This is a genomic window from Collimonas antrihumi, assembly GCF_018304965.1.
In the GTDB taxonomy this organism is placed as follows: Bacteria; Pseudomonadota; Gammaproteobacteria; order Burkholderiales; family Burkholderiaceae_D; genus Collimonas; species Collimonas antrihumi.
Window position 1 is genome coordinate 42,901 of record NZ_JAGQED010000010.1, and the last position, 24,552, is coordinate 67,452.

19 protein-coding genes and 3 tRNA genes are annotated in these 24,552 nt (G+C 56.8%); 12 read left to right on the forward strand and 10 right to left on the reverse strand.

The window, feature by feature from the left end; translation table 11 throughout:
• Positions 1–13: 13 nt before the first annotated feature.
• Entirely contained in the window at positions 14–2,119 is a 2,106-nt protein-coding gene (metG, locus tag KHU29_RS10985; protein WP_211452848.1) for a methionine--tRNA ligase, read from the reverse strand.
• Between the two features lie 262 nt (positions 2,120–2,381).
• Between metG and apbC the strand changes: the two genes are divergently transcribed.
• Positions 2,382–3,470 carry an iron-sulfur cluster carrier protein ApbC gene (gene apbC / locus KHU29_RS10990; protein ID WP_211452849.1) on the forward strand — a complete coding sequence of 363 codons (1,089 nt, stop codon included), beginning with the start codon at positions 2,382–2,384 and terminating at the stop codon, positions 3,468–3,470.
• 14 nt (positions 3,471–3,484) lie between these two features.
• Here apbC and KHU29_RS10995 read toward each other — a convergent pair whose 3' ends face one another.
• Entirely contained in the window at positions 3,485–3,823 is a 339-nt protein-coding gene (locus KHU29_RS10995; protein WP_211452850.1) for a cupin domain-containing protein, read from the reverse strand.
• A 185-nt stretch (positions 3,824–4,008) separates the two neighbouring features.
• Between KHU29_RS10995 and gltX the strand changes: the two genes are divergently transcribed.
• The 4 genes from gltX (at position 4,009) to KHU29_RS11015 (ending at position 5,980) form a co-directional block, all read left to right on the forward strand.
• Complete coding sequence (gltX, locus tag KHU29_RS11000) at positions 4,009–5,463, forward strand: glutamate--tRNA ligase (protein WP_211452851.1); 1,455 nt, start codon at positions 4,009–4,011, stop codon at positions 5,461–5,463.
• A 71-nt stretch (positions 5,464–5,534) separates the two neighbouring features.
• A tRNA-Ala gene (locus KHU29_RS11005) sits at positions 5,535–5,610 on the forward strand.
• Positions 5,611–5,662: 52 nt separating this feature from the next.
• Positions 5,663–5,738 (forward strand) — tRNA-Glu (locus KHU29_RS11010).
• A 166-nt stretch (positions 5,739–5,904) separates the two neighbouring features.
• Positions 5,905–5,980 (forward strand) — tRNA-Glu (locus KHU29_RS11015).
• Positions 5,981–6,177: 197 nt separating this feature from the next.
• On the opposite strand, the gene KHU29_RS11020 is transcribed toward KHU29_RS11015, so the two are convergent.
• The 3 genes from KHU29_RS11020 to KHU29_RS11030 all read right to left on the reverse strand — a co-directional run bounded on the left by KHU29_RS11020 (position 6,178) and on the right by KHU29_RS11030 (position 8,283).
• Positions 6,178–6,486: a hypothetical protein gene (locus KHU29_RS11020; protein ID WP_211452852.1), complete on the reverse strand. Its 309-nt coding sequence runs from the start codon at positions 6,484–6,486 to the stop codon at positions 6,178–6,180.
• Between the two features lie 143 nt (positions 6,487–6,629).
• Positions 6,630–7,166: a glycine zipper 2TM domain-containing protein gene (locus KHU29_RS11025; protein WP_211452853.1), complete on the reverse strand. Its 537-nt coding sequence runs from the start codon at positions 7,164–7,166 to the stop codon at positions 6,630–6,632.
• A gap of 208 nt (positions 7,167–7,374) precedes the next feature.
• Positions 7,375–8,283, reverse strand: a complete 909-nt coding sequence (locus tag KHU29_RS11030) for a LysR family transcriptional regulator (protein WP_211452854.1) — start codon at positions 8,281–8,283, stop codon at positions 7,375–7,377.
• Between the two features lie 285 nt (positions 8,284–8,568).
• On the opposite strand from KHU29_RS11030, the gene gcl reads away from it, so the two are divergent.
• The 5 genes from gcl to pyk all read left to right on the forward strand — a co-directional run bounded on the left by gcl (position 8,569) and on the right by pyk (position 15,168).
• The gene (gene gcl / locus KHU29_RS11035) at positions 8,569–10,344 is read left to right on the forward strand and encodes a glyoxylate carboligase (RefSeq protein WP_211452855.1); all 1,776 of its coding nucleotides are present in this window, start codon (positions 8,569–8,571) and stop codon (positions 10,342–10,344) included.
• Positions 10,345–10,362: 18 nt separating this feature from the next.
• Positions 10,363–11,142 carry a hydroxypyruvate isomerase gene (gene hyi, locus KHU29_RS11040; RefSeq protein ID WP_211452856.1) on the forward strand — a complete coding sequence of 260 codons (780 nt, stop codon included), beginning with the start codon at positions 10,363–10,365 and terminating at the stop codon, positions 11,140–11,142.
• A gap of 37 nt (positions 11,143–11,179) precedes the next feature.
• Positions 11,180–12,067, forward strand: a complete 888-nt coding sequence (locus tag KHU29_RS11045; protein ID WP_211452857.1) for a 2-hydroxy-3-oxopropionate reductase — start codon at positions 11,180–11,182, stop codon at positions 12,065–12,067.
• 206 nt (positions 12,068–12,273) lie between these two features.
• The gene (locus tag KHU29_RS11050) at positions 12,274–13,560 is read left to right on the forward strand and encodes a glycerate kinase type-2 family protein (RefSeq protein WP_211452858.1); all 1,287 of its coding nucleotides are present in this window, start codon (positions 12,274–12,276) and stop codon (positions 13,558–13,560) included.
• A gap of 186 nt (positions 13,561–13,746) precedes the next feature.
• Positions 13,747–15,168 (forward strand): pyruvate kinase, encoded by a 1,422-nt coding sequence (gene pyk, locus KHU29_RS11055; RefSeq protein WP_211452859.1) that lies wholly within the window; start codon positions 13,747–13,749, stop codon positions 15,166–15,168.
• Positions 15,169–15,261: 93 nt separating this feature from the next.
• Here the strand turns inward: pyk and KHU29_RS11060 are convergent, their stop codons facing one another.
• On the reverse strand, positions 15,262–15,969 hold the full coding sequence (locus KHU29_RS11060) for a TetR/AcrR family transcriptional regulator (RefSeq protein WP_246541850.1): 708 nt from the start codon (positions 15,967–15,969) through the stop codon (positions 15,262–15,264).
• A 429-nt stretch (positions 15,970–16,398) separates the two neighbouring features.
• On the opposite strand from KHU29_RS11060, the gene KHU29_RS11065 reads away from it, so the two are divergent.
• Entirely contained in the window at positions 16,399–17,331 is a 933-nt protein-coding gene (locus KHU29_RS11065) for an esterase/lipase family protein (RefSeq protein ID WP_211452860.1), read from the forward strand.
• A gap of 2 nt (positions 17,332–17,333) precedes the next feature.
• On the forward strand, positions 17,334–18,248 hold the full coding sequence (locus KHU29_RS11070; RefSeq protein WP_211452861.1) for a lipase secretion chaperone: 915 nt from the start codon (positions 17,334–17,336) through the stop codon (positions 18,246–18,248).
• Positions 18,249–18,384: 136 nt separating this feature from the next.
• Here the strand turns inward: KHU29_RS11070 and KHU29_RS11075 are convergent, their stop codons facing one another.
• The 4 genes from KHU29_RS11075 to KHU29_RS11090 form a co-directional block, all read right to left on the reverse strand.
• Positions 18,385–19,746: an 8-oxoguanine deaminase gene (locus tag KHU29_RS11075; RefSeq protein ID WP_211452862.1), complete on the reverse strand. Its 1,362-nt coding sequence runs from the start codon at positions 19,744–19,746 to the stop codon at positions 18,385–18,387.
• Positions 19,747–19,782: 36 nt separating this feature from the next.
• Positions 19,783–21,543: an allantoate amidohydrolase gene (locus KHU29_RS11080; protein WP_211452863.1), complete on the reverse strand. Its 1,761-nt coding sequence runs from the start codon at positions 21,541–21,543 to the stop codon at positions 19,783–19,785.
• Positions 21,544–21,669: 126 nt separating this feature from the next.
• Positions 21,670–23,064 (reverse strand): nucleobase:cation symporter-2 family protein, encoded by a 1,395-nt coding sequence (locus KHU29_RS11085; RefSeq protein ID WP_211452934.1) that lies wholly within the window; start codon positions 23,062–23,064, stop codon positions 21,670–21,672.
• A gap of 259 nt (positions 23,065–23,323) precedes the next feature.
• Entirely contained in the window at positions 23,324–24,262 is a 939-nt protein-coding gene (locus tag KHU29_RS11090) for a LysR substrate-binding domain-containing protein (RefSeq protein WP_211452864.1), read from the reverse strand.
• Positions 24,263–24,552: the final 290 nt, after the last annotated feature.

The window sequence follows — 24,552 nt, forward strand, 5'->3', positions numbered from 1 at the left end:
GTTGCTTAGTGGATTAGCTGACCCGCATGCCAGGTTCTGCGCCTGGCCACGGATTGAGCACATAGATGCCGGGATTGGTTTTCTCGTCGGCGGCCGAAGCAGCCAGCACCATGCCTTCCGAGATGCCGAACTTCATCTTGCGCGGCGCCAGGTTAGCCACCATCACCGTCAGTTTGCCGATCAGTTCTTCCGGCTGGTAGGAAGACTTGATGCCGGAGAATACGTTGCGCAAGCGACCTTCGCCGACATCAAGCGTCAGCCGCAGCAATTTGTCGGAACCGTCTACATGCTCGCAATTGACGATTTTGGCGATGCGCAAATCGACCTTCACGAAATCGTCGATCTTGATTTCAGCGGCCAGCGGTTCAATTGTGCTGGCGCTGCTGTCTTCTGTGCCCGCAACTTCCGTCGCAGTTGGTGTTGTAGCCGGTGCGGGCGCATCGAACAAGGCATCCAGCATCTTCGGCTCGACCCGTGTCATCAGGTGCGAGTAGGCATTGATGCGATGACCATCGGCCAAAGGCCGGGTCACATCGGACCACACCAGCGGCTGGATTTGCAGGAAATCTTCAACCTGCGCTGCCAGTGCCGGCAATACCGGTTTCAGGTAAATAGTAAGGATCCGGAACGCTTCCAGCAAGCGGCTGCAGACTTCATGCAGCGCTGCTTCCTTGCTTGGATCCTTGGCCAGTTCCCATGGCTTGTTGGCGTCGACGTAAGCGTTGATGAGGTCGGCTTGCTCCATCACTGCGCGTAGGGCTTTGCCATATTCGCGGCCGTCGTACAGCGCCTGGATATCGTTTGCAACCGCACGCAGCCTGGCCAGGAACGGATCGTTGTCGGTGGCCCAGGCTGTGCTCAGCTTGCCGTCGAATTTCTTGGCGATGAAACCGGCAGCGCGGCTGGCGATGTTGATGTACTTGCCGATCAAGTCGGAGTTCACGCGGGCGACAAAATCTTCCGGATTGAAATCGATATCTTCCACCTTGGCGCTCAACTTGGCCGCGATGTAATAGCGCATCCACTCCGGATTCATGCCGAGTTCGAGATAGCGCAGCGGTGAAATGCCGGTGCCGCGCGATTTCGACATTTTTTCGCCGGAGACTGTCAGGAAGCCATGCACGAACACATTGTTCGGCACTTTCAAACCGGAGAAGTGCAGCATCGCCGGCCAGAACAGCGTATGGAAATAAGTGATGTCCTTGCCGATGAAGTGATACTGCTCGGTCTTCGGATCGGCCATGAAGGCGTCGTAGTCGCGCCCGATCTTGCCGAAATAATTTTTCAGCGAAGCCAGGTAGCCGACCGGCGCATCCAGCCAGACGTAGAAATACTTGCCCGGCTCATCCGGAATCTCGATCCCGAAATACGGCGCATCGCGGCTGATATCCCAGTCGCCCATGCCGCCGTCGCTTTCCAGCCATTCCTTGGCCTTGTTGGCAACTTCGGATTGCAGGCGAGGTTTACCGTCAGCGTTACCCAAAGCCCAGCCGCGCAGGAATTCCACGCATTGCGGATCGGACAACCTGAAGAAAAAGTGTTCCGACGATTTCATCACCGGCGTCGCGCCGGTCAGCGTCGAGTAGGGATTCTTCAGGTCGGTCGGCGCATATACGGAGCTGCAGACTTCGCAGGAATCGCCGTACTGGTCTTTGGCGCCGCATTTCGGGCACTCGCCCTTGATGTAACGGTCCGGCAGGAACATGTTCTTGACCGGATCGAAGAATTGCTCGATGGTCTTGGTCGAGATGAAGCCGGCCGCTTTCAGCTTGCGATAGATGTCGCGCGACAGTTCGTGGTTTTCCGGGCCGTCGGTCGAGTGCCAGTTATCGAAGCCGATATGGAAGCCGTCCAGGTATTGCTTGCGGCCGGCAGCGATCTGCGCCACGAATTCCTGCGGCGTGATGCCGGCTTTTTCGGCGGCGATCATGATCGGCGCGCCGTGGGCATCGTCAGCACCCACAAAATTGACCTCGTGGCCCTGCATTCGCTGGAACCGCACCCAGATGTCGGCCTGGATATATTCCATGATGTGACCGATGTGAAACGCTGCGTTGGCGTAAGGCAGGGCGGTAGTGACGAATAATTGGCGAGGAGTTGAAGTCAAAGTGATGCTCATTTGGCAATGAATTTGCAACGACAAGCGCTGCGGGTTGGAATAAAAGAGTGATTTTAGCAGCCAACGACGACAATTGCGGGATAGCGAGCTCAAGTGAGTAGGGTGGGCAAGCTTTTTTGCCCACGTGCGCCCGGAAAAAGCATGGTGATGAGAGAGAGGTCACGCGTGGGCACGGGTGCCCACCCTACATCGGCGTCAGCGGAATGACGGTGATTTGGTTTAGACTTGGCGCATCTTATTAGAAATGCATAGAGGAAAAGTAATGAGCGTCACGATTGAAGCGGTCAAGGCAGCGTTGTCCAGTGTGATCGACCCGAATACCGGCAAGGATCTGATCAGCAGCAAGTCGGCCAGGAATATCCGCCTGGAAGGCGCTGATGTGTTGTTCGACGTCGAGCTGGACTATCCGGCCAAGAGCCAGTTCGCCTTGATCGGCGGCGACGCCGCGGCTGCGGTCGGGGCGCTGGCGGGTGTTGGCAAGGTCAGCCCCCATGTCTATTCAAAAATACAATCGCACGCGGTGCAGCGCGGCGTCAAGCTGATGTCTAACGTCAAGAACATCATTGCGGTGGCGTCCGGCAAGGGTGGCGTAGGTAAATCGACCACCGCCGTCAACCTGGCGCTGGCGCTGGCGGCGGAAGGTGCGCAGGTCGGGATTCTCGACGCCGATATCTACGGCCCGTCACAACCGATGATGATGGGTATCAGCGGCCGTCCCGAAACCAAGGATGGCAAAACCATGGAGCCGCTGGAAAACCACGGCTTGCAAGTCTCCAGCATTGGTTTCATGGTCGATCCGGACGAGCCGATGGTGTGGCGCGGGCCGATCGTCACCCAGGCTTTGCAACAGTTGCTGGACCAGACCAACTGGCGCGATCTGGATTACCTTATCGTCGACATGCCGCCGGGCACCGGCGATATCCAGCTGACCTTGTCGCAAAAAGTGCCGGTCACCGGCGCCGTGATCGTCACCACGCCGCAGGACATCGCCTTGCTGGACGCGCGCAAGGGTTTGAAAATGTTCGAGAAGGTCGGGATTCCGATCCTGGGCATCGTCGAGAACATGAGTACCCATATATGCTCGAATTGCGGCCACGCCGAGGCTATCTTCGGTGAAGGCGGCGGTGCCAGGATGTGCGGCGAATACGGCGTTGAATTCCTCGGCGCCTTGCCACTGACCATGTCGATCCGCCAGCAGACCGATTCCGGCACGCCAACCGTGGTGGTGGAACCTGACGGCCCGGTAGCGCACATCTATAAAGAGATCGCGCGCAAGGTGGCGATCAAGGTCGCGGAAAAAGCCAAGGACATGAGCAGCAAGTTTCCTACTATCGTCATCAAGAACGATTAGTTTGATTAGTGCGATTAGTTGGCAACTTCATGATGTATCGCCAGCCAGATTGTTGGCTGCGCGGCATCGGTCCATTCAATCCGATGGCGGCAATGCGAAGGAATGTGGAGCCAGGCGCCCGGTTGCATGACATGTTCGTCAGCCGCGCCTTCCAGCGTCAAGCCGGCCTTGCCGCTGAGTAGCAGCACCCACTCATCCTGTGGATTGTCGTACCAGAAGCCGGGCGGGCTGGCCTGGCCATTGGAAATGATGCGTTCGATTTTCAGGCCGGCGTGCTGGTGCAGGAGTTCGAATACTTCGGCCGAACCATCAGGCGGCAGCTTGGTTAATAAATTGCCATGGGCAACTAACATAGTGGTTCCCTCACGTTACTGATTATTGCATATGGTCCGGAGCTGAGTAAAACCATCAACATCACGGTCAAATAGCGGTTCGCCTGAACCATTACCGGCTAGCGGTTCCATCCGCTGGTGCAACGCGGTAAAATGGGGTTTTCCTTGATAGCGGCTTTGGCAATCCAAGGCCGTTTTTATTTATCATGACTGTCAGCACTCCAGCCTCAGCTTCAACCGTGGTTTCAACTTCAGCTGCTTCCTCCAAGCCGGTCCGTACCCGTTTTGCCCCTAGCCCGACCGGCTATTTGCACCTGGGCGGCGCGCGTACCGCACTGTTTTCATGGGCCTATGCACGCCATTTCGGCGGCACTTTCGTATTACGCATCGAAGATACCGATCTGGAACGCTCGACGCCGGAAGCCGTGCAGGCGATCATCGACGGCATGCAGTGGCTCGGCTTGCAGCACGATGAAGGTCCGTTTTATCAGATGCGGCGCATGGACCGCTATCGCGAAGTGATCGCGCAAATGCTGCAAGAGGGCACTGCCTACCACTGCTACTCGTCGTCGGAAGAAGTCGAAGCGATGCGCGAGCGCATGCGCGCTGCCGGCGAAAAGCCGCGTTACGACGGTACCTGGCGCCCGGAACCTGGCAAGACTTTGCCGCCGGTGCCGGCCGATCGCAAGCCGGTCGTACGTTTCAAGAATCCGCTGGATGGCGACGTTAGCTGGGATGACGTAGTCAAGGGCAACATCACCATCTCGAATCGCGAAATGGACGATCTGGTGATCGCTCGTCCGGACGGTACGCCAACCTACAATTTCTGTGTGGTGGTGGATGACTGGGATATGGAAATCACCCACGTCATCCGCGGCGACGATCATGTCAACAACACACCGCGCCAGATCAATATCCTGACGGCTTTGGGGGCGACCTTGCCGTTGTATGGGCACGTGCCAATGATCCTGGGCGCCGACGGCGAAAAACTGTCGAAGCGCCACGGCGCGGTCAGCGTGATGGATTATCCGGCGCAAGGTTATTTGCCGGAAGCGATGCTGAACTACCTGGCGCGCCTCGGCTGGAGCCATGGCGACGACGAGATTTTCAGCATGGAACAGTTTTGCGCGTGGTTCGATCTCGATCACCTGTCGAAATCGCCGGCGCAATTCAATCCGGAGAAATTGGCGTGGATCAACAATCATTACATCAAGCTGGCCGACAATGCGCGTCTGGCGACGATGGTCAAGCCACTGATGGAACAGGACGGCGCCGATTTCAACAATGCGCCTGATTTGCCAAAGGTGATCGGCCTGTTGAAAGAACGTGCCAATACCGTCAATGAAATCGGGGTGGCGGCGATGCTGTTCTATCGCAAGCCGGTGCCGGATGCTGCTCTGTTGACGCAACACTTTACCGATGCGGTCAAGCCGGCATTGGCCGATTTCGCCGCACGTTGCGCAACGGTCGGGTGGAACAAGGAAAGCCTGGCGCCGATGATCAAGGAAGTATTGGCTGCGCACACGCTGAAGATGCCGCAGATCGCGATGCCATTGCGTTTGATGCTGACAGGGCAATTGCAGACGCCGGCAATCGATGCTGTGCTCGAATTGTTGGGCCGGGACACAGTGATCGCACGTTTGCAGCCCTATCTGATGTGATTTTGCAATAAATCTGCAAATCGGGATTTACAAGCTCTAAATAAGCTTGCTATAATCTCGCTTCTGCAAACGGGGGTATAGCTCAGCTGGGAGAGCGCTTGCATGGCATGCAAGAGGTCAGCGGTTCGATCCCGCTTACCTCCACCAGCGAATAGTTGGAAGCAGTAGCAGGTAGAAAGCGTAGTACGGACAGATTATTGTCCCCATCGTCTAGAGGCCTAGGACATCACCCTTTCACGGTGAGTACGGGGGTTCGAATCCCCCTGGGGACGCCAGAATTATCTTGGTATCGACAGGTAAGTGATCAAAAATCGATCGCAGATTTTCGATATCAGGCAGATTCGATACAATCAATAAGGCCGCCTATTGCGGCCTTTATTGTTTCTGTAAGTAGTAAGAGTAGGTAAGGTAGTAAAAGGTCAGCAGTACGGACAGATCACTGTCCCCATCGTCTAGAGGCCTAGGACATCACCCTTTCACGGTGAGTACGGGGGTTCGAATCCCCCTGGGGACGCCAAAAAAGAAAAGCCCGCGCAAGCGGGCTTTTTGTTTTGGTGGCCACAAGTAAGCCGCCTGCGCGGCTTACGCGGGGGATGAGAAGGGAATCGCGTGCAAGCGATTCAGCGGCCTGCGGCATGTAGGCGAATCCCCCTGGGGACGCCAAAAAAGAAAGCCCGCGCAAGCGGGCTTTTTTTATTTTGCGAATCCTGATTCTTATTTGTGGCCGCGCGACGTCATTTCGCGTGCGCTTTGCATGTCTCTGTCAAAATTCATGCGGGCTTCCTTCTTGCAGTCGCTGGCTTCATGCCCGCGCATTGCACGGCAATCATTCAATGCCTGCGCATAGGCATTGGTATTTTCTTTCTTCATGGTCTGGAAACGCGCTTGCGGTGTCCGGTCTTCAACCTTCCAGCGCGGCGGGTCCCTGTGTTCTACGTTTTCTTCAGCAGCGTTGACATGTAGCGCAAAAGCGTTAGCTGCGATAAAGAGTGCCAGCCATAGCGGTTTCAGTTGCATTTTCATGATGCCTCCTTGTTTTATTGCATCCGGCAAGATGCCGGATGCATACGGACTAATCAAGTACACAGCTTCGCCCATTCTGATCGGCAAGAACCCAGCGGCCGCCAGGCTTCAATTACGCTTCAGTTACCATTTGCGCCGCTTTATCAGTAGCGTGAAATCTGGCCGTTATCAACCCGTACCCGGTCGCCAACCCGCAGATCGCCCGGATTGCTGACGCTGATGGTCTGGTAGGCGTTGTTATTCATGCGCACGCGCACATTGTACGAAGTGGAGCCGGGACTGTTGCGGGCCTCAAGCTGATTACCAACTACCGCACCGCCGACGACACCGGCGATAGTGGCCAGGGTATTGCCGCTGCCGTGACCGACCTGATGGCCGACTACGCCGCCCAGTACGCCGCCGACGACCGCGCCGCCTATGCCTTGGCTCGGTGTGTTGACTACGTCAATGGCGTCGACCACGCCGTAGTTGCTGTTATTTTGTTGTTGGTAGCCTTGTTGGTAGGCCGGGTAAGTCTGTTGCGGGGGATTGACATAACCCTGATTAGCGTAGCCTTGATTGCCATATCCCTGGTTGCCATAGCCCTGCGCGCCATACGGCGCAGCGCAGCCGCCGAGCAGCAGCGCGCCGCCGATGACTGCAGCCAGCATGGCTTGTTTGGATGTTCTGCGGATGATCATAACTGCCTCGTTATATGAAGATGAGTGAATCTGAGTGAATCTGAGTTGGAGTATTCAGTGTAGTACTTCGTAGTCTCACGTATGTGCGTTGCACCACACTAAAACGATGTCGAGACTGGCTCGGTTGACCAGATTGGACAGTTCAGGGGGAAATCGGTTTCCGGATTGCATCAAGGAAATCAAATTTTTACCCGTCGACCTGAATTTTTCAGCCCTTGCTCCAATAATCCGGTTGCGCATAGATCGATTTCAAGCGATCGATAAAGAAGCGCACTTTGGCCGGCAAATGGCGCTGTTGCGGATAGACCGCCATGATGTCGTAGTGCGGCAGAGCAAACTCGTCCAGCACTGTCAGCAATTCACCCGATGCCAGTTGCGATTCGATCTCCCAGGTCGAGCGCCATCCCAGCCCCAAGCCTTCACTGACCCAGCGATGCAGCAATTCCCCATCGTTGCAATCCAGGTTGCCGGCAGTCTTTATGATCACCGGTTTGCCGCCTTGCTGGAAATACCAGCCGCGTTGCTGGCCGCCTTGCAGGTTGAAGGACAGGCAATTGTGGCTGGCGATGTCTTCCAGTGTTTTGGGAATGCCGTTGCGATGAAAGTATTCCGGCGTGCCGCACACCACGCGGCGGTTGCTGGCCAGCTTGACCGCAACGAAATTCGGATCGATGGAGCCGCCGATACGGATACTGATGTCATAGCCCTCGCGCACCAGGTCGACCACGCGGTCGGTCAGGTTGAATGAAATCTGTACTTCAGGATTGGTGGCGATGAAGGCGGGGGCATGCGGCGCCACGTGTTTGCGGCCGAATGCCGCCGGCGCCGATACCACCAGATGGCCGGTGGCCTTGTGCCGGCCTTCCGAGATGATCTTCTCGGCGATATCCAGTTCGGTTAACAGTTTGCGGCAATGGTCGAGGAATACCGTGCCTTGCTCAGTCAGTGTCAGGTGGCGGGTGGTGCGGTGCATAAGCTTGGTGCCCAGCCGTTTTTCCAACGCGTCGATACGCCGTCCCAGCATCACGGGCGTGATGTTTTGCTCCAGCGCCGCGCCCGCCAGGCTGCCTTTCTCGACCACGCTGACGAATGCTTCGATCTGTTTGAGTTTGTCCATGTCTCTTCCTGCTTATTTATTCAACTGAATGGCGCGTCTTGGTTATTTGCATTATGCCACTTTTATAGTATTCCATACTTGACGTATCGAATAAAGCGATTGTTTGTGTTCTTATCAAACAATATGTTTGGTTATAGCATGTGCTTCATCCACTCGGCAGTCTCGGGCTATCTCTTGATCCGTAGCGTAACAAGCGAAAAGGAAAGACAAGAGCCGGCGAGGGCGGCCGCAGGCAGTGGCAATGACGTATTGGCAATAATTCACATTTAGTAACTCGGAGGCAACATGGCAAAGATGAAGGCAGTTGACGCAGTAATGCACGTATTGGCAAAAGAGGGCTGTGTGCAAGCCTTTGGCGTGCCGGGTGCCGCAATTAACCCGTTCTACTCTGCAATGAAACGGCATGGCGGGATCAAGCACGTGCTGGCGCGCCACGTTGAAGGCGCATCGCACATGGCTGAAGGCTACACTCGCGCTAATCCAGGCAATATCGGTATCTGTATCGGTACTTCCGGCCCGGCCGGCACCGACATGATCACCGGCCTGTACTCGGCGCAGGCTGATTCGATCCCGATCTTGTGCATTACCGGCCAGGCGCCGCGCGCTCGTCTGTACAAGGAAGACTTCCAGGCGGTCGATATCGAATCCATCGCCAAGCCAGTCACCAAATGGGCTGTCACGGTACGTGAGCCGGCCTTGTTGCCACGCGTATTCCAGCAAGCTTTCCACATCATGCGTTCCGGCCGTCCAGGCCCGGTCTTGATCGACATGCCTTTCGACGTGCAAATGGCTGAAATCGAATTCGATCCGGACACTTACGAGCCTTTGTCCGTCTATAAGCCGACGGCATCGCGCGCACAGATCGAAAAAGCCTTGACCATGCTGAATGAAGCAGAGCGTCCATTGCTGACTATCGGCGGCGGCGTGATCAATGCTGACGCTGCTGATCTGGCCGTAGAATTCGCGGAGTTGACCGGCGTACCGGTGATCCCGACTTTGATGGCCTGGGGCGCAATCCCTGACGATCACCCGCAAATGGCCGGCATGGTCGGTTTGCAAACCAGCCACCGTTACGGCAACGCCACCATGCTGGCATCCGACTTCGTGCTCGGTATTGGCAATCGTTGGGCTAACCGCCACACCGGTTCGGTGGAAGTATTTACCAAGGGCCGCAAGTTCGTCCACGTCGATATCGAACCGACCCAGATCGGCCGTGTGTTCGGTCCGGACTACGGCATCGTGTCGGACGCCAAGGCAGCATTGACCTTGTTCGTCGAAATCGCGAAAGAATTGAAAGCCGCCGGCAAGTTGCCAGACCGTTCGGCCTGGTTGGGCGAGTGCCAGGAGCGCAAGCGCACCATGCAGCGTCGCACCCATTTCGAGAACGTGCCGGTCAAGCCGCAACGCGTCTACGAAGAAATGAACAAAGCTTTCGGCCGCGATACTTGCTACGTCAGCACCATCGGCTTGTCGCAAATCGCCGCTGCGCAGTTCTTGCACGTGTACCACGCTCGTCACTGGATCAACTGCGGCCAGGCCGGTCCTTTGGGCTGGACTATTCCGGCAGCGCTGGGTGTTTGCGTCGCTGATCCGAAGCGCGAAGTGGTGGCGATTTCCGGCGATTACGACTTCCAGTTCATGATCGAAGAATTGGCAGTAGGCGCGCAGTTCAACCTGCCTTACGTGCACGTTGTGGTGAACAACTCCTACCTCGGCCTGATCCGTCAGGCGCAACGCGGTTTCGAGATGGACTATTGCGTTCAGCTGGCATTTGAAAACATCAATGCGCCGGAACTCAATGGCTACGGCGTCGACCACATCGCTGTGGTTGAAGGTTTGGGTTGCAAGGCAATCCGCGTGACAGATCCAAACGGTATCCAGGATGCATTCGCACAAGCCAAGCGCTGGATGAAGGAATTCCGCGTGCCGGTGGTGGTGGAAATCATCCTGGAGCGTGTCACCAACGTTTCCATGGGCACCGAGATCGACAACATCAACGAGTTCGAAGAGCTGGCAACAGAACGCAGCCACGCGCCGACCGCCGTATCCTTGCTGGACTGATTTTTCAGGAGAGACGACATGACAAAACTAGCCGCTAACCTGACCATGCTGTTCACCGAGCTGCCGTTCCTGGACCGCTTCGATGCTGCAGCCAAGGCCGGGTTCAAGGGAGTCGAATTCCTGTTCCCGTATGCGTTCCGGGCCGAGCAACTGGCCGACAAATTGAGCACTAACGGCCTTGAGCTGGTCTTGCACAATCTGCCTGCGGGTAACTGGGAAGCCGGCGAGCGCGGTATCGCTTGCCACCCGGATCGCGTCAGTGAATTCCAGCAAGGCGTCGACGATGCGATCCGTTACGCCAAGGTGTTGAACGTCAAGCAGCTGAACTGCCTGGTCGGCATCGTCCCTGCCGGCGTCAGCGCCGAGCTGGCGCGTGCCACCGTGGTCGGTAATCTGAAATTTGCTGCCGACAAGCTGCAGGCTGCAGGCATCCGCTTGCTGATCGAACCGATCAACAGCTTCGATATTCCAGGTTTCTTCCTGACCGGGACGCATCAGGCGCTGGAGTTGATCAAGGCCACAGGTTCCAGCAACCTGTTTGTGCAATACGACATCTATCACATGCAGCGCATGGAAGGCGAACTGGCTAACACTATCAAGGCCAACCTGTCGCAGATCAAGCATGTGCAGCTGGCGGACAATCCGGGGCGTTTTGAACCGGGCACAGGTGAAATCAATTATCACTATCTGTTCAAGTTCCTCGACGAAATCGGCTACGACGGCTGGATCGGCTGCGAATACAAGCCGAAGGCCGGCACCGTCGAAGGTTTGGGCTGGCGCGCTGCACATGGCGTTTGACAGATTTAGACATTTTTAAAATTACGGAGAAATAATCATGGCAAAAGTTGGCTTTATCGGACTCGGCATCATGGGCGCGCCAATGGCGGAAAACCTGCAGCGCGGCGGCCACAAACTGTATCTGCATGACCAGAAGAATCCACCTGCAGCGCTGATCGACGGCGGTGCAACCGTCTGTACTTCCGGTGCTGAAGTGGCCAAGCGCGCTGACATCATCATCATCATGGTGCCGGACACCCCGCACGTTGAAGCAGTGCTGTTCGCTGAAAAGGGCGTTGCCGAAGGCCTGACGGCCGGCAAGATCGTGATCGACATGAGCTCGATCTCGCCGATCGCGACCAAAGGTTTCGCCAAGAAGATCAACGCCCTGGGTTGCGAATACCTGGACGCGCCGGTCTCCGGTGGCGAAGTCGGCGCCAAGGCAGCATCGCTGACTATCATGGTTGGCGGTTCCGAAGGCGCATTCAACGATGCCAAGGCTTTGTTCGAACTGATGGGTAAGAACATTACCCTGGTGGGCGGCAATGGCGACGGTCAAACCACCAAAGTGGCGAACCAGATCATCGTTGCGCTGAACATCCAGGCGGTAGCTGAAGCGTTGCTGTTTGCCTCCAAGGCAGGCGCCGATCCAGCGCGTGTACGCCAGGCTTTGATGGGCGGCTTTGCGGCATCGCGGATTCTGGAAGTGCATGGTGAACGCATGGTAAAACGGACTTTCAATCCAGGCTTCCGCATCGAACTGCATCAGAAGGATTTGAACCTGGCCTTGCAAGGTGCCAAGGCGTTGGGCGTATCGTTGCCGAACACCGCGGTAGCGCAAGAACTGATGAATTCCTGCGCGGCCAATGGCTTGAGCGGCCTCGATCACTCGGCGCTGTGCCGTGCGATTGAAATCATGTCGAACCACGAAATCGCGAAGGTGTAAGAGGTGTAAGATGTCGCCATAGGGTGGGCACCTTGTGCCCACGCGTGAATTCTCTGCGCCTGCATGCTTATTCGGCACCGCGTGGGCAAAACAACCTGCCCACCCTACGACTGCAGCTGCGACATCAAAATAAGTAAAAATTTTTAGAGACACTCCGCTTCATATATCAAGCGCAAATATCAAGCGCATTTTTCAAGGTATACGGCATGACTACCGCCAACAGCATAAAACCCCGCCAGCTTCTCCTCGACATGTACCAGGCCGCGGTCGACGCCGTCAGCGCCGCCAAATGCCTGCCAGAATATCTAGCCAAGATCCCGGCGCCGTCAGGCAAGGGACGCACCCTGGTGATCGGCGCCGGTAAAGGCGCCGCGGCGATGGCCAAGGCGGTAGAGGATCATTGGCAAGGCGAAATCTCAGGTTTGGTAGTGACGCGTTACGCTCACGGCGCCGACTGTAAACGGATCGAAGTCGTGGAGGCTTCCCATCCGGTGCCGGACGAAGCCGGGCGCAAGGCGGCGGCACGCATGTTGGAACTGGTTCAAGGCGTGACCGCAGACGATCTGGTGCTGTGCCTGATTTCCGGCGGCGGATCGGCCTTGCTGGCATTGCCGGCTGAAGGTATTACCCTCGAACAGAAACAAGCCATCAACAAAGCCTTGCTGAAAAGCGGCGCCAATATTTTTGAAATGAACTGCGTGCGCAAGCATCTGTCCGCCATCAAGGGCGGCCGGCTGGCGCTGGCCTGCGCCCCGGCGCGGGTCGTAACGCTGATGATTTCCGATATCCCGGGCGACGACCCCGGCATCATCGCCAGCGGCCCAACCTTGCCTGATGCAACTACATGTGCCGAAGCCCTTGCAGTGCTACGCAAATACAATATCGACACACCTGAGGCAATTCGCAAGCATCTCGAATCCGGCGCAGGCGAAACTCCCAAGCCTGGCGATCCGCGCCTGGAACGTAACCAGCACTATGTGATCGCCACCGCGCAAGACGCTTTGGAAGCCGCTGCCGCCACCGCTGTCGCTGCCGGCTTGACACCGTATATCCTGTCCGACGAAATGGAAGGCGAAGCACGCGATATCGGCCTGGCGCATGCGGCGCTGGCGCGGCAGATCGCACGCCGCGGACAGCCATTCAGCAAACCATGCGTCGTCATTTCCGGCGGTGAAACCACGGTCACCGTGCGCGGCAAAGGGCGCGGCGGCCGCAATGCAGAATTCCTGCTGAGCCTGGCGAACGCCCTGGACGGCTTCCCCGATATCCACGCGATTGCCTGCGATACCGACGGCATCGATGGTTCCGAAGATAACGCCGGCGCCATCTACCAGCCGGATTCGATGCGCAAGGCAGCCGAACTGGGATTGCGTCCGCGCGCCATGCTCGACAACAACGACGGTTACGGTTTCTTCAGCGCGCTGGGCGATCTCGTCGTCAGCGGGCCGACGCGTACCAACGTCAACGATTTCCGCGCCATCGTGATTCTCTAGGAAACTTGTTTTGCCGGTTTCTTAATGAATTGAAAAAAAAAGAACGTTGTCATCCTCGCGCACGCGGGCACCAAGGTGGGGAATCCAATTTACGTACGAAAAATGGATTCCAGCGTGCGCGGGAATGACGTCCGAGTAGTTACTCTATGTCTGACCCACTGCCTGATTTTTTAAAGAGAACTAAATATGCGCCGCCAACGTAAAGCAAAAATCGTCGCCACGCTCGGTCCCGCCAGCGCGGATCAGAAAACCATCCAGGCGTTGTTTGAAGCCGGTGCCGACGTTTTCCGTTTCAACTTCAGCCACGGCAGCCACGCCGATCATCAGGAACGTTACGACATCGTGCGTGCAGTCGAGAAAACCGTCGGCCGCCCGATCGCCATCCTGGCCGACCTGCAAGGACCGAAGCTGCGCATCGGCACCTTCGCCGACGGCAAGATAGCGCTGCAAGCAGGCCAGGAATTCACGCTGGACCGCGACAACACGCCTGGCAATAATCAACGTGTCTACCTGCCGCATCCGGAATTATTCGAGGTGATCGCCGGTGGCCAGTCATTGCTGCTGGATGATGGCAAGGTAAGGCTGGAAGTGCTGGCCTGCGACGGTCAGTCTATCCATACCCGCGTGGCCAACAGCGGTTCGCTGTCGGACCGCAAGGGCGTAAACGTGCCGGATGCGGTGTTGCCGATTCCGGCCCTGACTGAAAAAGACAAGCGCGATTTGAAATTCGCGCTGGAACTGGGCGTCGACTGGATTGCGCTGTCCTTCGTGCAACGGCCGGAAGATGTATTGGAGGCGCGCGCCTTGATCGGCGATCGCGCCAGCATCTTGTCGAAGCTGGAAAAGCCGGCAGCGCTGGAACAGTTGGATGCGATCGTCCAGGTGTCCGACGCCATCATGGTGGCACGCGGCGATCTCGGCGTGGAATTGCCGCCGGAACGGGTGCCTGGCGTGCAAAAGCGCATCATGCGCGTCTGCCGTCAACACGGCAAGCCGATCGTGATCGCAACCCAGATGCTGGAATCGATGATCACCTCGCCGGTGCCGACCCGCGCTGAAACTTCCGACGTCGCCAGCGCCATCTACGACGGCGCCGATGCCGTGATGCTGTCAGCCGAATCGGCCAGCGGTGCTTATCCGTTGCCTGCAGTGGCGATGATGGATCGCATCATCACCGAAGTCGAACGCGATCCTTTGTACCAGAATATGCTGGACGCGCAGCACGAATCGCCGTTGCCGAACCGTAGTGACGCTATCTGTTCGGCCCTGCGCGATGTTACCCGCATCATCGGCGCCAAGGCGACGGTGACCTACACCAGTTCCGGCCACACCAGCTTGCGCGCAGCGCGTGAACGGCCGATGGCGCCGATTCTCAGCATTACGCCGAAGTTGTCCACAGCGCGCCGGCTGGCGCTGGTATGGGGCGTGCATTCGACCATCAGCGATCAGATACATAACGAAAGCGAGATGGTAACCGCCGCTTGCCAGACCGCCGTCAAGGAAGGTTTTGCCAAGGCTGGCGATCAGATCGCCATCACCGCCGGCATGCCGTTCGGGCAGTCGGGTAGCACCAATTTGCTGCGCCTGGCGGAAGTCTGGCCGCAGTAAAACTAAACGCCTGTGAATTTGACGGCCACGCTTGATGCGTGGCCGCTTTCTTTTGCGATGGCGTTTTCGAGACGATCCGTATTTTTTTGAGCACTATTTCCGGCGCGGAGTCTGCAACAATTCTTTGGTGAAGCTCAGTTGTTTCTTTCTGGCTTTATCGTCACTCAGATCCCACAGCAACGACTGCGCCAGCTGAAAGCTATATAGCGTAAAAGCACGGTTGCCAGCCTCCGATTTGCCAAATCCCATTTCTTGAAACCCCTGGCTGTAATAGGTCAGCCGTTGCTGATCCACTTCACGTACAGCCTGCCGCGCCATATCGTCGCGCCGCGACCATGCCCTGATGGCAAATTCGATCATCGCCGCGCGTCGCGCGCTGAGGCCGTGAAAAGGCAGCGCCAGAACTTCGTCAAGAACTTTATCCGCAGAAAATGTGCGTCCTTCGAAGGTGCGGATAACCTGCGTCGTGGTCCTCTCATGCCATCTTTTCAGCAGCTTGGAGAGCAGGTCATTCCGATCCTTGAAGTGATAGTAGAAACTGCCCACGGTAATGCCCAGTTCTCTTGCCAGTGATTCAACGCGCACGGCATCGATGCTTTTACTTATCAATAATTCGGTTGCGGCATCGATCCAGTCGTCCGGGGACAGGATCTTTTTTGCTTTCACGCGGCGCGGCGAATCAGGATTTGCGGGGTTTACCGGGTTTACCGGGTTTGCGGGATTTGCGGATGGTGCGGGTTTTGTTTCGTCGGACGACACGCCAGTTTCCTTCCTTAACGATGGTGTTTCATTATAGTTCATGCCATGTTCGAAGAATTGCCGGCAGAACTGCAATAACCGGTCGTCCCGGAGGCCATTTTCCACACAGTTTCAATCGCACCCCCCCAACTATTCCTGACAGGCGGATGTCACCAGCCGGCACGGTTATTTGTTGTAAAAAATGCCAATCTCAAAAAAACCACAAGCCGGCAAAAAAATAGGGATCCCTATGTTTAGATAGGCTTGCCTATGTTAATGTTCATCGGATTTGCAATGGTTGGCGATGCGTAATTGCCATTGATCGTCACTAATCGCCATTGTTTTTTGTAAGAGATGGGACGCCGTCGCAGAGCGGTGCTTCGTTGAAGTGGCAGGAACCGAGGATGCTGACAATTGAAAGGAGGAATTCATCAGGTAATCCAAAACGTGGTTTCACCGTAACGAGTTTATAAAATTTTCGGAGATAAAAAAATGAAAAAGCAATTCCTGCAATGGCTTGGCGCCGCTCTGGTTGCTATTGCCATCCTGCCGGCCCCGGCATGGGCAACCGGTTATACCCAAACCAGATATCCCATCATATTGGTGCATGGTTTGTTCGGCTTCGACAAGATCGGTCCGGTCGAATATTTCTATGGCATTCCCGAGGCGCTGCGCGCTGACGGTGCGCAAGTCTATGTGGCGGAAGTATCGGCTGCCAACAGCACGGAAGTACGCGGTGAGCAGTTGCTGACATATGTCAAGCAAGTCCTGGCCGCTACCGGCGCCTCCAAAGTCAACCTGGTCGGCCATAGCCATGGCGGGCCGACTATCCGCTACGTGGCCTCGGTTGCTCCGCAGCTGGTGGCTTCGGTGACCAGCGTCGCCGGCCCGAACAAGGGCGCGGCGGTGGCTGACGTCTTGCGCGGCGCGGTGACCCCGGGTTCGCTCAGCCAAGCTGTGCTGGGAACCATCGTCAACAGCTTTACGACGCTGATCGAGGTATTGTCGGGTAGCCCCGGCGCTCCGCAGAATTCGATAGCTGCCTTGGATTCGCTCACCACGGCCGGCATGGCCAAATTCAATCTGGCGCATCCTGAAGGGGTTCCCGCGACAGCTTGCGGTGAAGGTGATTACCAGGTCGGCGGCGTGTACTATTTCTCATGGAGCGGCGGCCAGCCTTTGACCAATCTGTTCGATCCGAGCGACGCCAGCATGGGTTTGCTTTCACTCGCCTATGGCGGGGCTACAAACGATGGTTTGGTAGGTAGCTGCAGCAGCCATCTAGGCCGGGTGATCCGGGACAATTACGGCATGAATCATCTGGACGAAGTCAATCAGCTTCTCGGTCTGGTGAATATTTTTGAAACCAATCCGAAGACGGTTTACCGCCAGCAAGCCAATCGCCTGAAAGGCCTGGGGTTGTAAATATGGGAATCCGACATCCATTTATCTGGGTCGGGGCGGCGGCTTTGGCCGCCGCCATTTTGGTTCCGGTGCTGATGACGCATGAGGAACCGCCAGTCCCGAAAATTGCTGCGCAACCGGATCTTTTCCCATTCGTACGTTCATTGCAGGGAACCCATCCCGACGGCGACCTTCAAGTCACTACCGGCGATGTATTGGTCGCTGACGCCCAGTTGGTCAGCCTGTTTGATTACTATCTGAGCGCGGTGGGTGAAAAGCCGCTGGATGCCATCCGCAAGGAGATCGAACAAGAACTCGATCGACGTCTGAAGCCGGTTGCTGCTACTGAAGCCAAGCGTCTGTTGGGAAATTATATCGATTATAAAACCGCCCTGGTCGGGTTGGACAAAGATCCGCAACTGGCCGGCAACGGCTTGGCGGCGATCCGTGGCCGCATGCAGAAAATGCAGGAGGTGCGCGCCCGGTTTTTCAGTCCGGCCGAAAGCAAGGGAATGTTCGGCTTTGTCGATACCGAAGACGCGGATACACTGGCGAGAATGGAAATCGCCCAGGAAAAATCGCTGAGCGCGCCGCAAAAGCAGGAAAAGCTAGCCGCACTGGACGCGGCCATGCCGGCCGCATTGCGAGAATCACGGGAAGCGCCCCTGAAAATCGTCAAGCTGGAGGATACTGCAGCTAAGATGCGAAAGCAGGGGGCAAGCGAAGACGACGTCTATCGTATGCGCGCGGCTGCCTTGTCACCGGAAGCCGCAGCGCGGATGGCGGCAGTGGATCAGGATGAAGCGGCCTGGAAAAGCCGGATTGGCGCGTATCTCGCCGAGCGCGGTAAGCTCGGCGATGCGGGCGCCATTGCAGAATTGAGAAACAGGATGTTTGACACCAACGAGCAAAAGCGGTTGCCTGGCTACGAAAAGTAAGGAAAGCAGCAGTCATGTCCGATTTGTTAATGAAATTGGCCAGCAGCCCGATCGGCGCCTGCCAAACTGTCATGGATAAAAAAATGGCCGCTTGCTTGCGGCGAGCGGCCATTCTTTGTATTGCCGGACCTGCGTATCAGCGCGCAGCTTCAGCCAGTGACAACGCCAGTTTATTGTGGCGCTCCAGCACGTTGCCGAGATCGACCGTGGTGAACTGACCATTGCGTACCACTACGCGGCCGTTGATGATGCTGTAGGCAACATCCGACGGCGTGCAGAATACCAACGCCGCTACCGGATCGTGCCAGCCGCCGGCGAACTTGACCTGGTTCATGTCGAACAAGACCAGATCGGCCGACATGCCCGGTGCCAGCGCGCCGATATCGTCGCGATTGAGCACCTTGGCGCCACCCAGCGTCGCCAGCTCCAGCGCCTGCCTCGCGGTCATGGCGTCGGGGCCGAACCCGACCCGCTGCAACAGCATCGCTTGCCGTACTTCGCCCAGCATGTGAGCGCCGTCGTTGGAGGCCGAACCGTCGACACCGATACCGACCGGAACGCCGGCATCGACCATCTTGCGGATCGGTGCGATGCCGGAGGCTAGCCGCATGTTGGAACAAGGGCAGTGGGCGATGCCGGTGCCGGTGCGGGCGAACATGTAGATGCCTTCGTCGTCGAGCTGGACGCAGTGGGCATGCCAGACATCGTAGCCGACCCAGCCGCAATCTTCCGCGTATTGCGCCGGCGTCATGTTGAATTTCTCACGGCTGTAGGCGATGTCGTTGGCGTTTTCCGCCAGATGCGTATGCAGAGAAACGCCATGATGACGCGCCAGATTGGCGGATTCGCGCATCAAGTCGCGCGAAACCGAAAACGGCGAGCAGGGCGCCACCACAATGCGTTGCATCGCGTGGCGGCTGCTGTCGTGGTAAGTTTCAATCAGGCGTTGCGTATCTTGCAGGATGGCTTTTTCATCTTCCACCACGCGATCCGGCGGTAAGCCGCCTTTCGACTGGCCGACGCTCATCGAGCCGCGCGCAGCGTGGAAGCGCATGCCGATCTGCTGCGCCGCTTCGATACTATCGTCCAGCTTGCAGCCGTTCGGATAGATGTACAGGTGATCGCTGCTGGTGGTGCAACCGGACATGATCAGTTCGGCCATCGCCGTCAAGGTCGAGACCTGGATCATCTCTGGCGTCAGGTTGGCCCAGATCGGGTACAGGTTGGTCAGCCAGTTGAACAGCTCGCCGTTTTGCGCAGCCGGAATCACACGTGTCAGGCTTTGGTACATATGGTGATGGGTGTTCACCAGGCCCGGGATGACGACATGATTACTGGCGTCGATGACTTCGTCGGCGGTTTGCGGCAGGTCGGCGCTGTTGCCGACCTGTTCAATCACGTTGTCGCGGATGAACACCGCACCGCCGGCAATTTCACGGCGCGCGTGGTCCATGGTGACTACAACGCGCGCATTTTTTATCAATAAGGTTTTAGACATTACGTTAAATCCAAAGACGCTGGTTCAAGCCCTGGCTTAAGGTTTCGGTGTAAAGCGGCGTAGGAAATCCAGCAAGATTTGCGCCGATACTTCGGCATCGTCCGCAGTCATTGTTTCCAATGGATTGTGGCTGATGCCACCGTTGCCGCAACGCGTAAACAGCATGGCGACATCAGTTATTTTAGCGATGGTCATGGCGTCATGACCCGCGCCGGAAGCGAGTTTGAACGGCTGCACGCCGGCCCGTTCGGTGGCGGCGGACAACTGGTCCATCAGCCACGAAGCGCAAGGTGCGGCCGGGGCGGACACCATTCTTTCGACATTGGCTTCGACGCAGCGGCGTTCGCACACCTTTTCGATGTGTTGCAGCACGTCGGCTACCGCGGCATCGCGGATGGTGTCGTCGGCGGCACGGATATCCAGCGAGAACACGCAAGCGCCGGGGATCACGTTGGTCGAACCGTTTGGTACTTGCAACTGGCCGACGGTGCCAACCAGCGATGCGTGCTGGTCTTGCGCGCAGCGTTGTTCCACATACAGCAGGATTTCAGCGGCGGCGGTGGCGGCGTCCTTGCGCATCGGCATCGGCGTGGTGCCGGAGTGGCTGGCGACGCCTTTCAGTTGCACCATATAGCGGCAGCTGCCGGCAATCGAAGTGACGATGCCGACCGGCAGGTCGCGATGCAGCAGGACCGGGCCTTGTTCGATATGCACTTCGACGTAGCCCAGCAAATCTGCCGGTTTGCGCGCGATGACAGGAATCGCTGCAGGATCGTGCCCGGCTTTCAGCAACGCATCGCGCATGCTGATGCCGTCGCGGTCGAGATTGTTCAGCAGTTCCAGGTTGAACTGGCCGATGATTGCATTGCTGCCGAGGAACGTGCTTTTGAAGCGCACGCCTTCTTCTTCCGAGAAGGCGACGATTTCAAAATGGAACGGCAATTTTTCGCCGCGCTCATGCAAGTGCTTGACGATGGCGATCGGCAGCAAGATGCCTTCGCGGCCATCGTATTTGCCGCCGTTGCGCACGGTGTCGTAATGGGAGCCGGTCATCAACGTCTTGGCTGCCGGATTGCCAGACAGGTAGCGGCCGACCACGTTGCCGACGGCGTCGATCTCGGCTTGCATGCCGGCTTCGCGCATCCAGCCGGCAATCTGTGCCGCGGTGCGCCGGTGTGCATCAGTCATGTAGGCGCAGGTGAGGCCTGTTTCGTCATCGCTCCAGGCGCCGATCTGTTCAGCCCATTGCATGATGGTTTTGCCGAGTTCCGGCACGTAGCCGAGCAGGTCGTTGGTGCGCATTTCGGCAATCCGGCCGATCTGGCGCAACGCTTCACCCAATTCGTCGTCGAACTGGTTTTTCAGGCGGCGGCTGAAAGTGGCGATGATGGCTTGGCGCGACAGGCCCTGGCCATCGGCGCCTTTGACTGCGAGGATGAATGGGAAACCGAATTTCCTGTTGTAGTCGGCGTTCAGTTTTTGCAGTGTGGCGAATTCTTCAGGGCTGCAATTGTTGAGGCCTGCCTTGGCTTGCTCACCTGTCGATTCCACGGTCAGCTCGCCGGATATGGCTGCCTTGCCGGCCAACTCCGGGTGGGCACGGATCAGGCCCAGTTGCTCTTCCCGGGTGGCTTTGCTGACGACGGCCTGCATGGCCTGCTTGAGGGCAGTGATGTTGGCAAACGGCCGTTGCGCTGCGGCGCGTTCAGGGATCCACGGCGAATGCTCGTAGATGCCATGCAGCGTTGAAACGAAGGCGGTTACATCGCTGTTATTCAGTTGTTCTAATGTTGTCATTTGTATCGTTGGCGGGTCCGACCCGCTTCATCCTTGGTTAAATCGCTTCAATTTCATTTCTATTACTATTACGGGTCGGCATCGTGAATAAATTCACATCTACTTCAATTTACTTCAAAAACAGTTTTAGTGATCAGAGCTCTGTGCCGCAGCCAACGCATGCGAACGGCTGTCTTCGTTGGTGCCCTTGCCATTGAAGAACAGATTCAACAGGACCGCCATGGTGGAAGCCAGCAAGATGCCGCTGTGCAGGATGGTCGACAGGAACACCGGCATCTTGTCGAAAAAGGTCGGCGCCACGATAGGAATCATGCCGGCGCCGAAACTGACGGCGACGATGAACAGATTATTGCGGTTGCGCTGGAAATCGACGCTCGACAAGATCTTGATGCCGGTCGCCGCCACCATGCCGAACATGACGATACCGGCGCCGCCGAGCACGAATTGCGGAATCGAGGCAGCCACGTGCGCCATTTTCGGGAACAGGCCGAACAGCATCAGGATCACGCCGGCGGCGGCGCAGACATAACGGCTGCGCACGCCGGTGACGCCGACCAGGCCGACATTCTGCGAGAACGAGGTGTACGGGAAGGTATTGAACATGCCGCCGATCACGCTGCCCAGGCCGTCGACACGCAAACCGCGCGCCAGGGTTTTGTCATCGACTTTCTTGCCGACGATTTCACCGAGGGCGATGAACATCCCGGTCGATTCGATCATGGTCACGATCATGACCAGGCACATGCTGATAATCGAGCCGAGGTCGAACTTTGGCCAGCCGTAGTGGAAAGGGCGGATGAAAGCGAACCATTCGGCGTCGCCGAGGCCGTAAAAACTGATTTTTCCCATCGCCATGGCAATCGCGAAACCAATGATCATGCCGCTCAGCACCGAGATGTTGGCGATAAAGCCTTTGACGTATTTGGTGATCAACAGGATCGATACCAGCACTATCAAGGCAATGCCGAGGCTGGTCGGCGAGCCGTAGTCAGGGTTGGGGATTTTTTTGAAGACACCGTCGACCAAGGTGCCGATCACTGGTTGACCGCCCGCTGCCCAGTTGATGCCGACGCCCATCAGGGAAATGCCGATAACGCTGATCACCGTGCCGGTCACGACCGGCGGGAAGAAGCGCATCAGGCGGCTCATGAAAGGAGCTGCAAAGACACAGAATATACCGGCGACAATCACTGCGCCGTAGATGTGGACGATAGTGAGGTGCGGGTTGCCGGCCATCGCCACCATCGGGCCGACGGCGGCAAAGGTGACGCCCATCATTACCGGCATCTTGATACCGAATTTCCAGAAGCCGAGGCTTTGGATCAAGGTCACCAGGCCGCAGCAAAACAGGTCGGCGCTGATCAGGAATGCAATGTCGCCTTTTGCCAGGTTGAGCGCGCCGCCAATGATCAGCGGCACGGCAATCGCGCCGGCGTACATCACCAGCACGTGCTGCAAGCCGAGTGCAGCGAGTTTACCTACGGGAAGTCTTTCATCTACAGGATCTGTGCTGCTGGTCATCATGTGTCTCCTAGGTGCTAATTATGATTTTAGTGCGTGCGGCGACATCAATCCGGCTTTTTTAAACTCCTGCCGATCCGGTTGATGCGCTACAGCCTCACAAGTCACCCGCGGTAAACACAGGGCCTGTGCTGTCCGATACTACTTGGCTCAGGCCCTCACGATATATTTGCTGACTGATAGTTGATTTATGTATTTGGATATATGACTTACTTTGCTTCCTATAGGGAAACACTGTCTTATCTATCTGCCTATCTGCTTACTGGGCAAGCATTGCCTTTGCAGCAATCCCGATTTGTTCGCGCAACCATTTGTGCTCAGTTGCCTGATGCACCCGCTCATGCCACAGTTGATAAAAACGCATCGGCGGAAACTTGATCGGCAGGGTGAAGCTTTTCAGCGACAGGGTTTTTTCATAAAAACGGGCAAACTGGCGGCCGGTGGTGAGCACCAGGTCGGTTTGCGCCACCATATAGGGCAGCATGCCGAAGTAGGCTGATTCGACCACCACGTTGCGGTTCAGGTTCTGGCTGTCGAGAAAGGAATCGATGATGCCGTGATAACCGGGCAGCACCTGCCATGGCGCTACATGCGGCAGCGAGAGATAGTCTTCGACCGTCATCTGGTCCGGTCCGGTGCGTTTGGCATAGGCGCTGTCGGCGCGCATCAGGCAGACGATAGGATCGTCGAACAGTTTGGATAAATGCAGATGCGGCGGCGGTTCGTCCCAATTGGCGATGACCAGATCGAGGTCGCCATCCGACAGCAGCCGGACATAATCGGTTTCCGGCCCCAATGCGTGGATCACGATGCGGCTCTTCGGCGATTCGCGGCGCAAGCGCGCCACGACTTCCAGGAAGAACGGCGTATTCATGTAATCTGGTGCGGCGATATGGAAGGTGCGTGCTTCCGCCTGGGGCACGAACGCGGTTTTCTGGACAAACAGCCGTTCGGTTTCTTCAAGGATCCGTTTGGCCGGTTTCAGCAGGCTTTCACCGTGCTGGGTTGGCACCATGCCACGCGCGCCGCGCACCAGCAAGGGATCGCCGGTGAGCTCGCGCAGCTTGCGCAGCGAGGCCGAAATCGACGGCTGCGGCTGGTTGAGCTTGAGGGCTACACGCGATACATTCTTCTCGCATAACAAGAGATACAGTATGCGTATCAGGTGGATATCCAGGTGGTCCGGCAGCTTGGCCATGTTTTGTCTCCAGCAATTACTATATTTATGGGTATGATGCAGTTCATTTTGTTATATGGATATGAGTATGTCAAATATATCTGAAAATCCATGTTTTAGATTCCCAATACGTTTATCTTGCGTGAATCTGGCGCGCTTTTAACTTCTGAGCGCAAGAAGAGGAAAATGAAAGGTGGGCAAGTATCTTGCTTATCCGATCATGTTGGTCGTAGCGGAGCTGATATAAAACAAACTTTATAAGTGTTTATAAAAAGTTCGCGGCCGTGTTGGAGGGTGTACCTCTTTCGTTT

Excerpts from the sequence above, each read along its gene's own strand:
- metG (WP_211452848.1), bottom strand. The coding sequence starts at position 2,119 with ATGAGCATCACTTTGACTTCAACTCCTCGCCAATTATTCGTCACTACC.
- apbC (WP_211452849.1), top strand. The coding sequence starts at position 2,382 with ATGAGCGTCACGATTGAAGCGGTCAAGGCAGCGTTGTCCAGTGTGATC.
- KHU29_RS10995 (WP_211452850.1), bottom strand. The coding sequence starts at position 3,823 with ATGTTAGTTGCCCATGGCAATTTATTAACCAAGCTGCCGCCTGATGGT.
- gltX (WP_211452851.1), top strand. The coding sequence starts at position 4,009 with ATGACTGTCAGCACTCCAGCCTCAGCTTCAACCGTGGTTTCAACTTCA.
- KHU29_RS11020 (WP_211452852.1), bottom strand. The coding sequence starts at position 6,486 with ATGAAAATGCAACTGAAACCGCTATGGCTGGCACTCTTTATCGCAGCT.
- KHU29_RS11025 (WP_211452853.1), bottom strand. The coding sequence starts at position 7,166 with ATGATCATCCGCAGAACATCCAAACAAGCCATGCTGGCTGCAGTCATC.
- KHU29_RS11030 (WP_211452854.1), bottom strand. The coding sequence starts at position 8,283 with ATGGACAAACTCAAACAGATCGAAGCATTCGTCAGCGTGGTCGAGAAA.
- gcl (WP_211452855.1), top strand. The coding sequence starts at position 8,569 with ATGGCAAAGATGAAGGCAGTTGACGCAGTAATGCACGTATTGGCAAAA.
- hyi (WP_211452856.1), top strand. The coding sequence starts at position 10,363 with ATGACAAAACTAGCCGCTAACCTGACCATGCTGTTCACCGAGCTGCCG.
- KHU29_RS11045 (WP_211452857.1), top strand. The coding sequence starts at position 11,180 with ATGGCAAAAGTTGGCTTTATCGGACTCGGCATCATGGGCGCGCCAATG.
- KHU29_RS11050 (WP_211452858.1), top strand. The coding sequence starts at position 12,274 with ATGACTACCGCCAACAGCATAAAACCCCGCCAGCTTCTCCTCGACATG.
- pyk (WP_211452859.1), top strand. The coding sequence starts at position 13,747 with ATGCGCCGCCAACGTAAAGCAAAAATCGTCGCCACGCTCGGTCCCGCC.
- KHU29_RS11060 (WP_246541850.1), bottom strand. The coding sequence starts at position 15,969 with ATGAACTATAATGAAACACCATCGTTAAGGAAGGAAACTGGCGTGTCG.
- KHU29_RS11065 (WP_211452860.1), top strand. The coding sequence starts at position 16,399 with ATGAAAAAGCAATTCCTGCAATGGCTTGGCGCCGCTCTGGTTGCTATT.
- KHU29_RS11070 (WP_211452861.1), top strand. The coding sequence starts at position 17,334 with ATGGGAATCCGACATCCATTTATCTGGGTCGGGGCGGCGGCTTTGGCC.
- KHU29_RS11075 (WP_211452862.1), bottom strand. The coding sequence starts at position 19,746 with ATGTCTAAAACCTTATTGATAAAAAATGCGCGCGTTGTAGTCACCATG.
- KHU29_RS11080 (WP_211452863.1), bottom strand. The coding sequence starts at position 21,543 with ATGACAACATTAGAACAACTGAATAACAGCGATGTAACCGCCTTCGTT.
- KHU29_RS11085 (WP_211452934.1), bottom strand. The coding sequence starts at position 23,064 with ATGACCAGCAGCACAGATCCTGTAGATGAAAGACTTCCCGTAGGTAAA.
- KHU29_RS11090 (WP_211452864.1), bottom strand. The coding sequence starts at position 24,262 with ATGGCCAAGCTGCCGGACCACCTGGATATCCACCTGATACGCATACTG.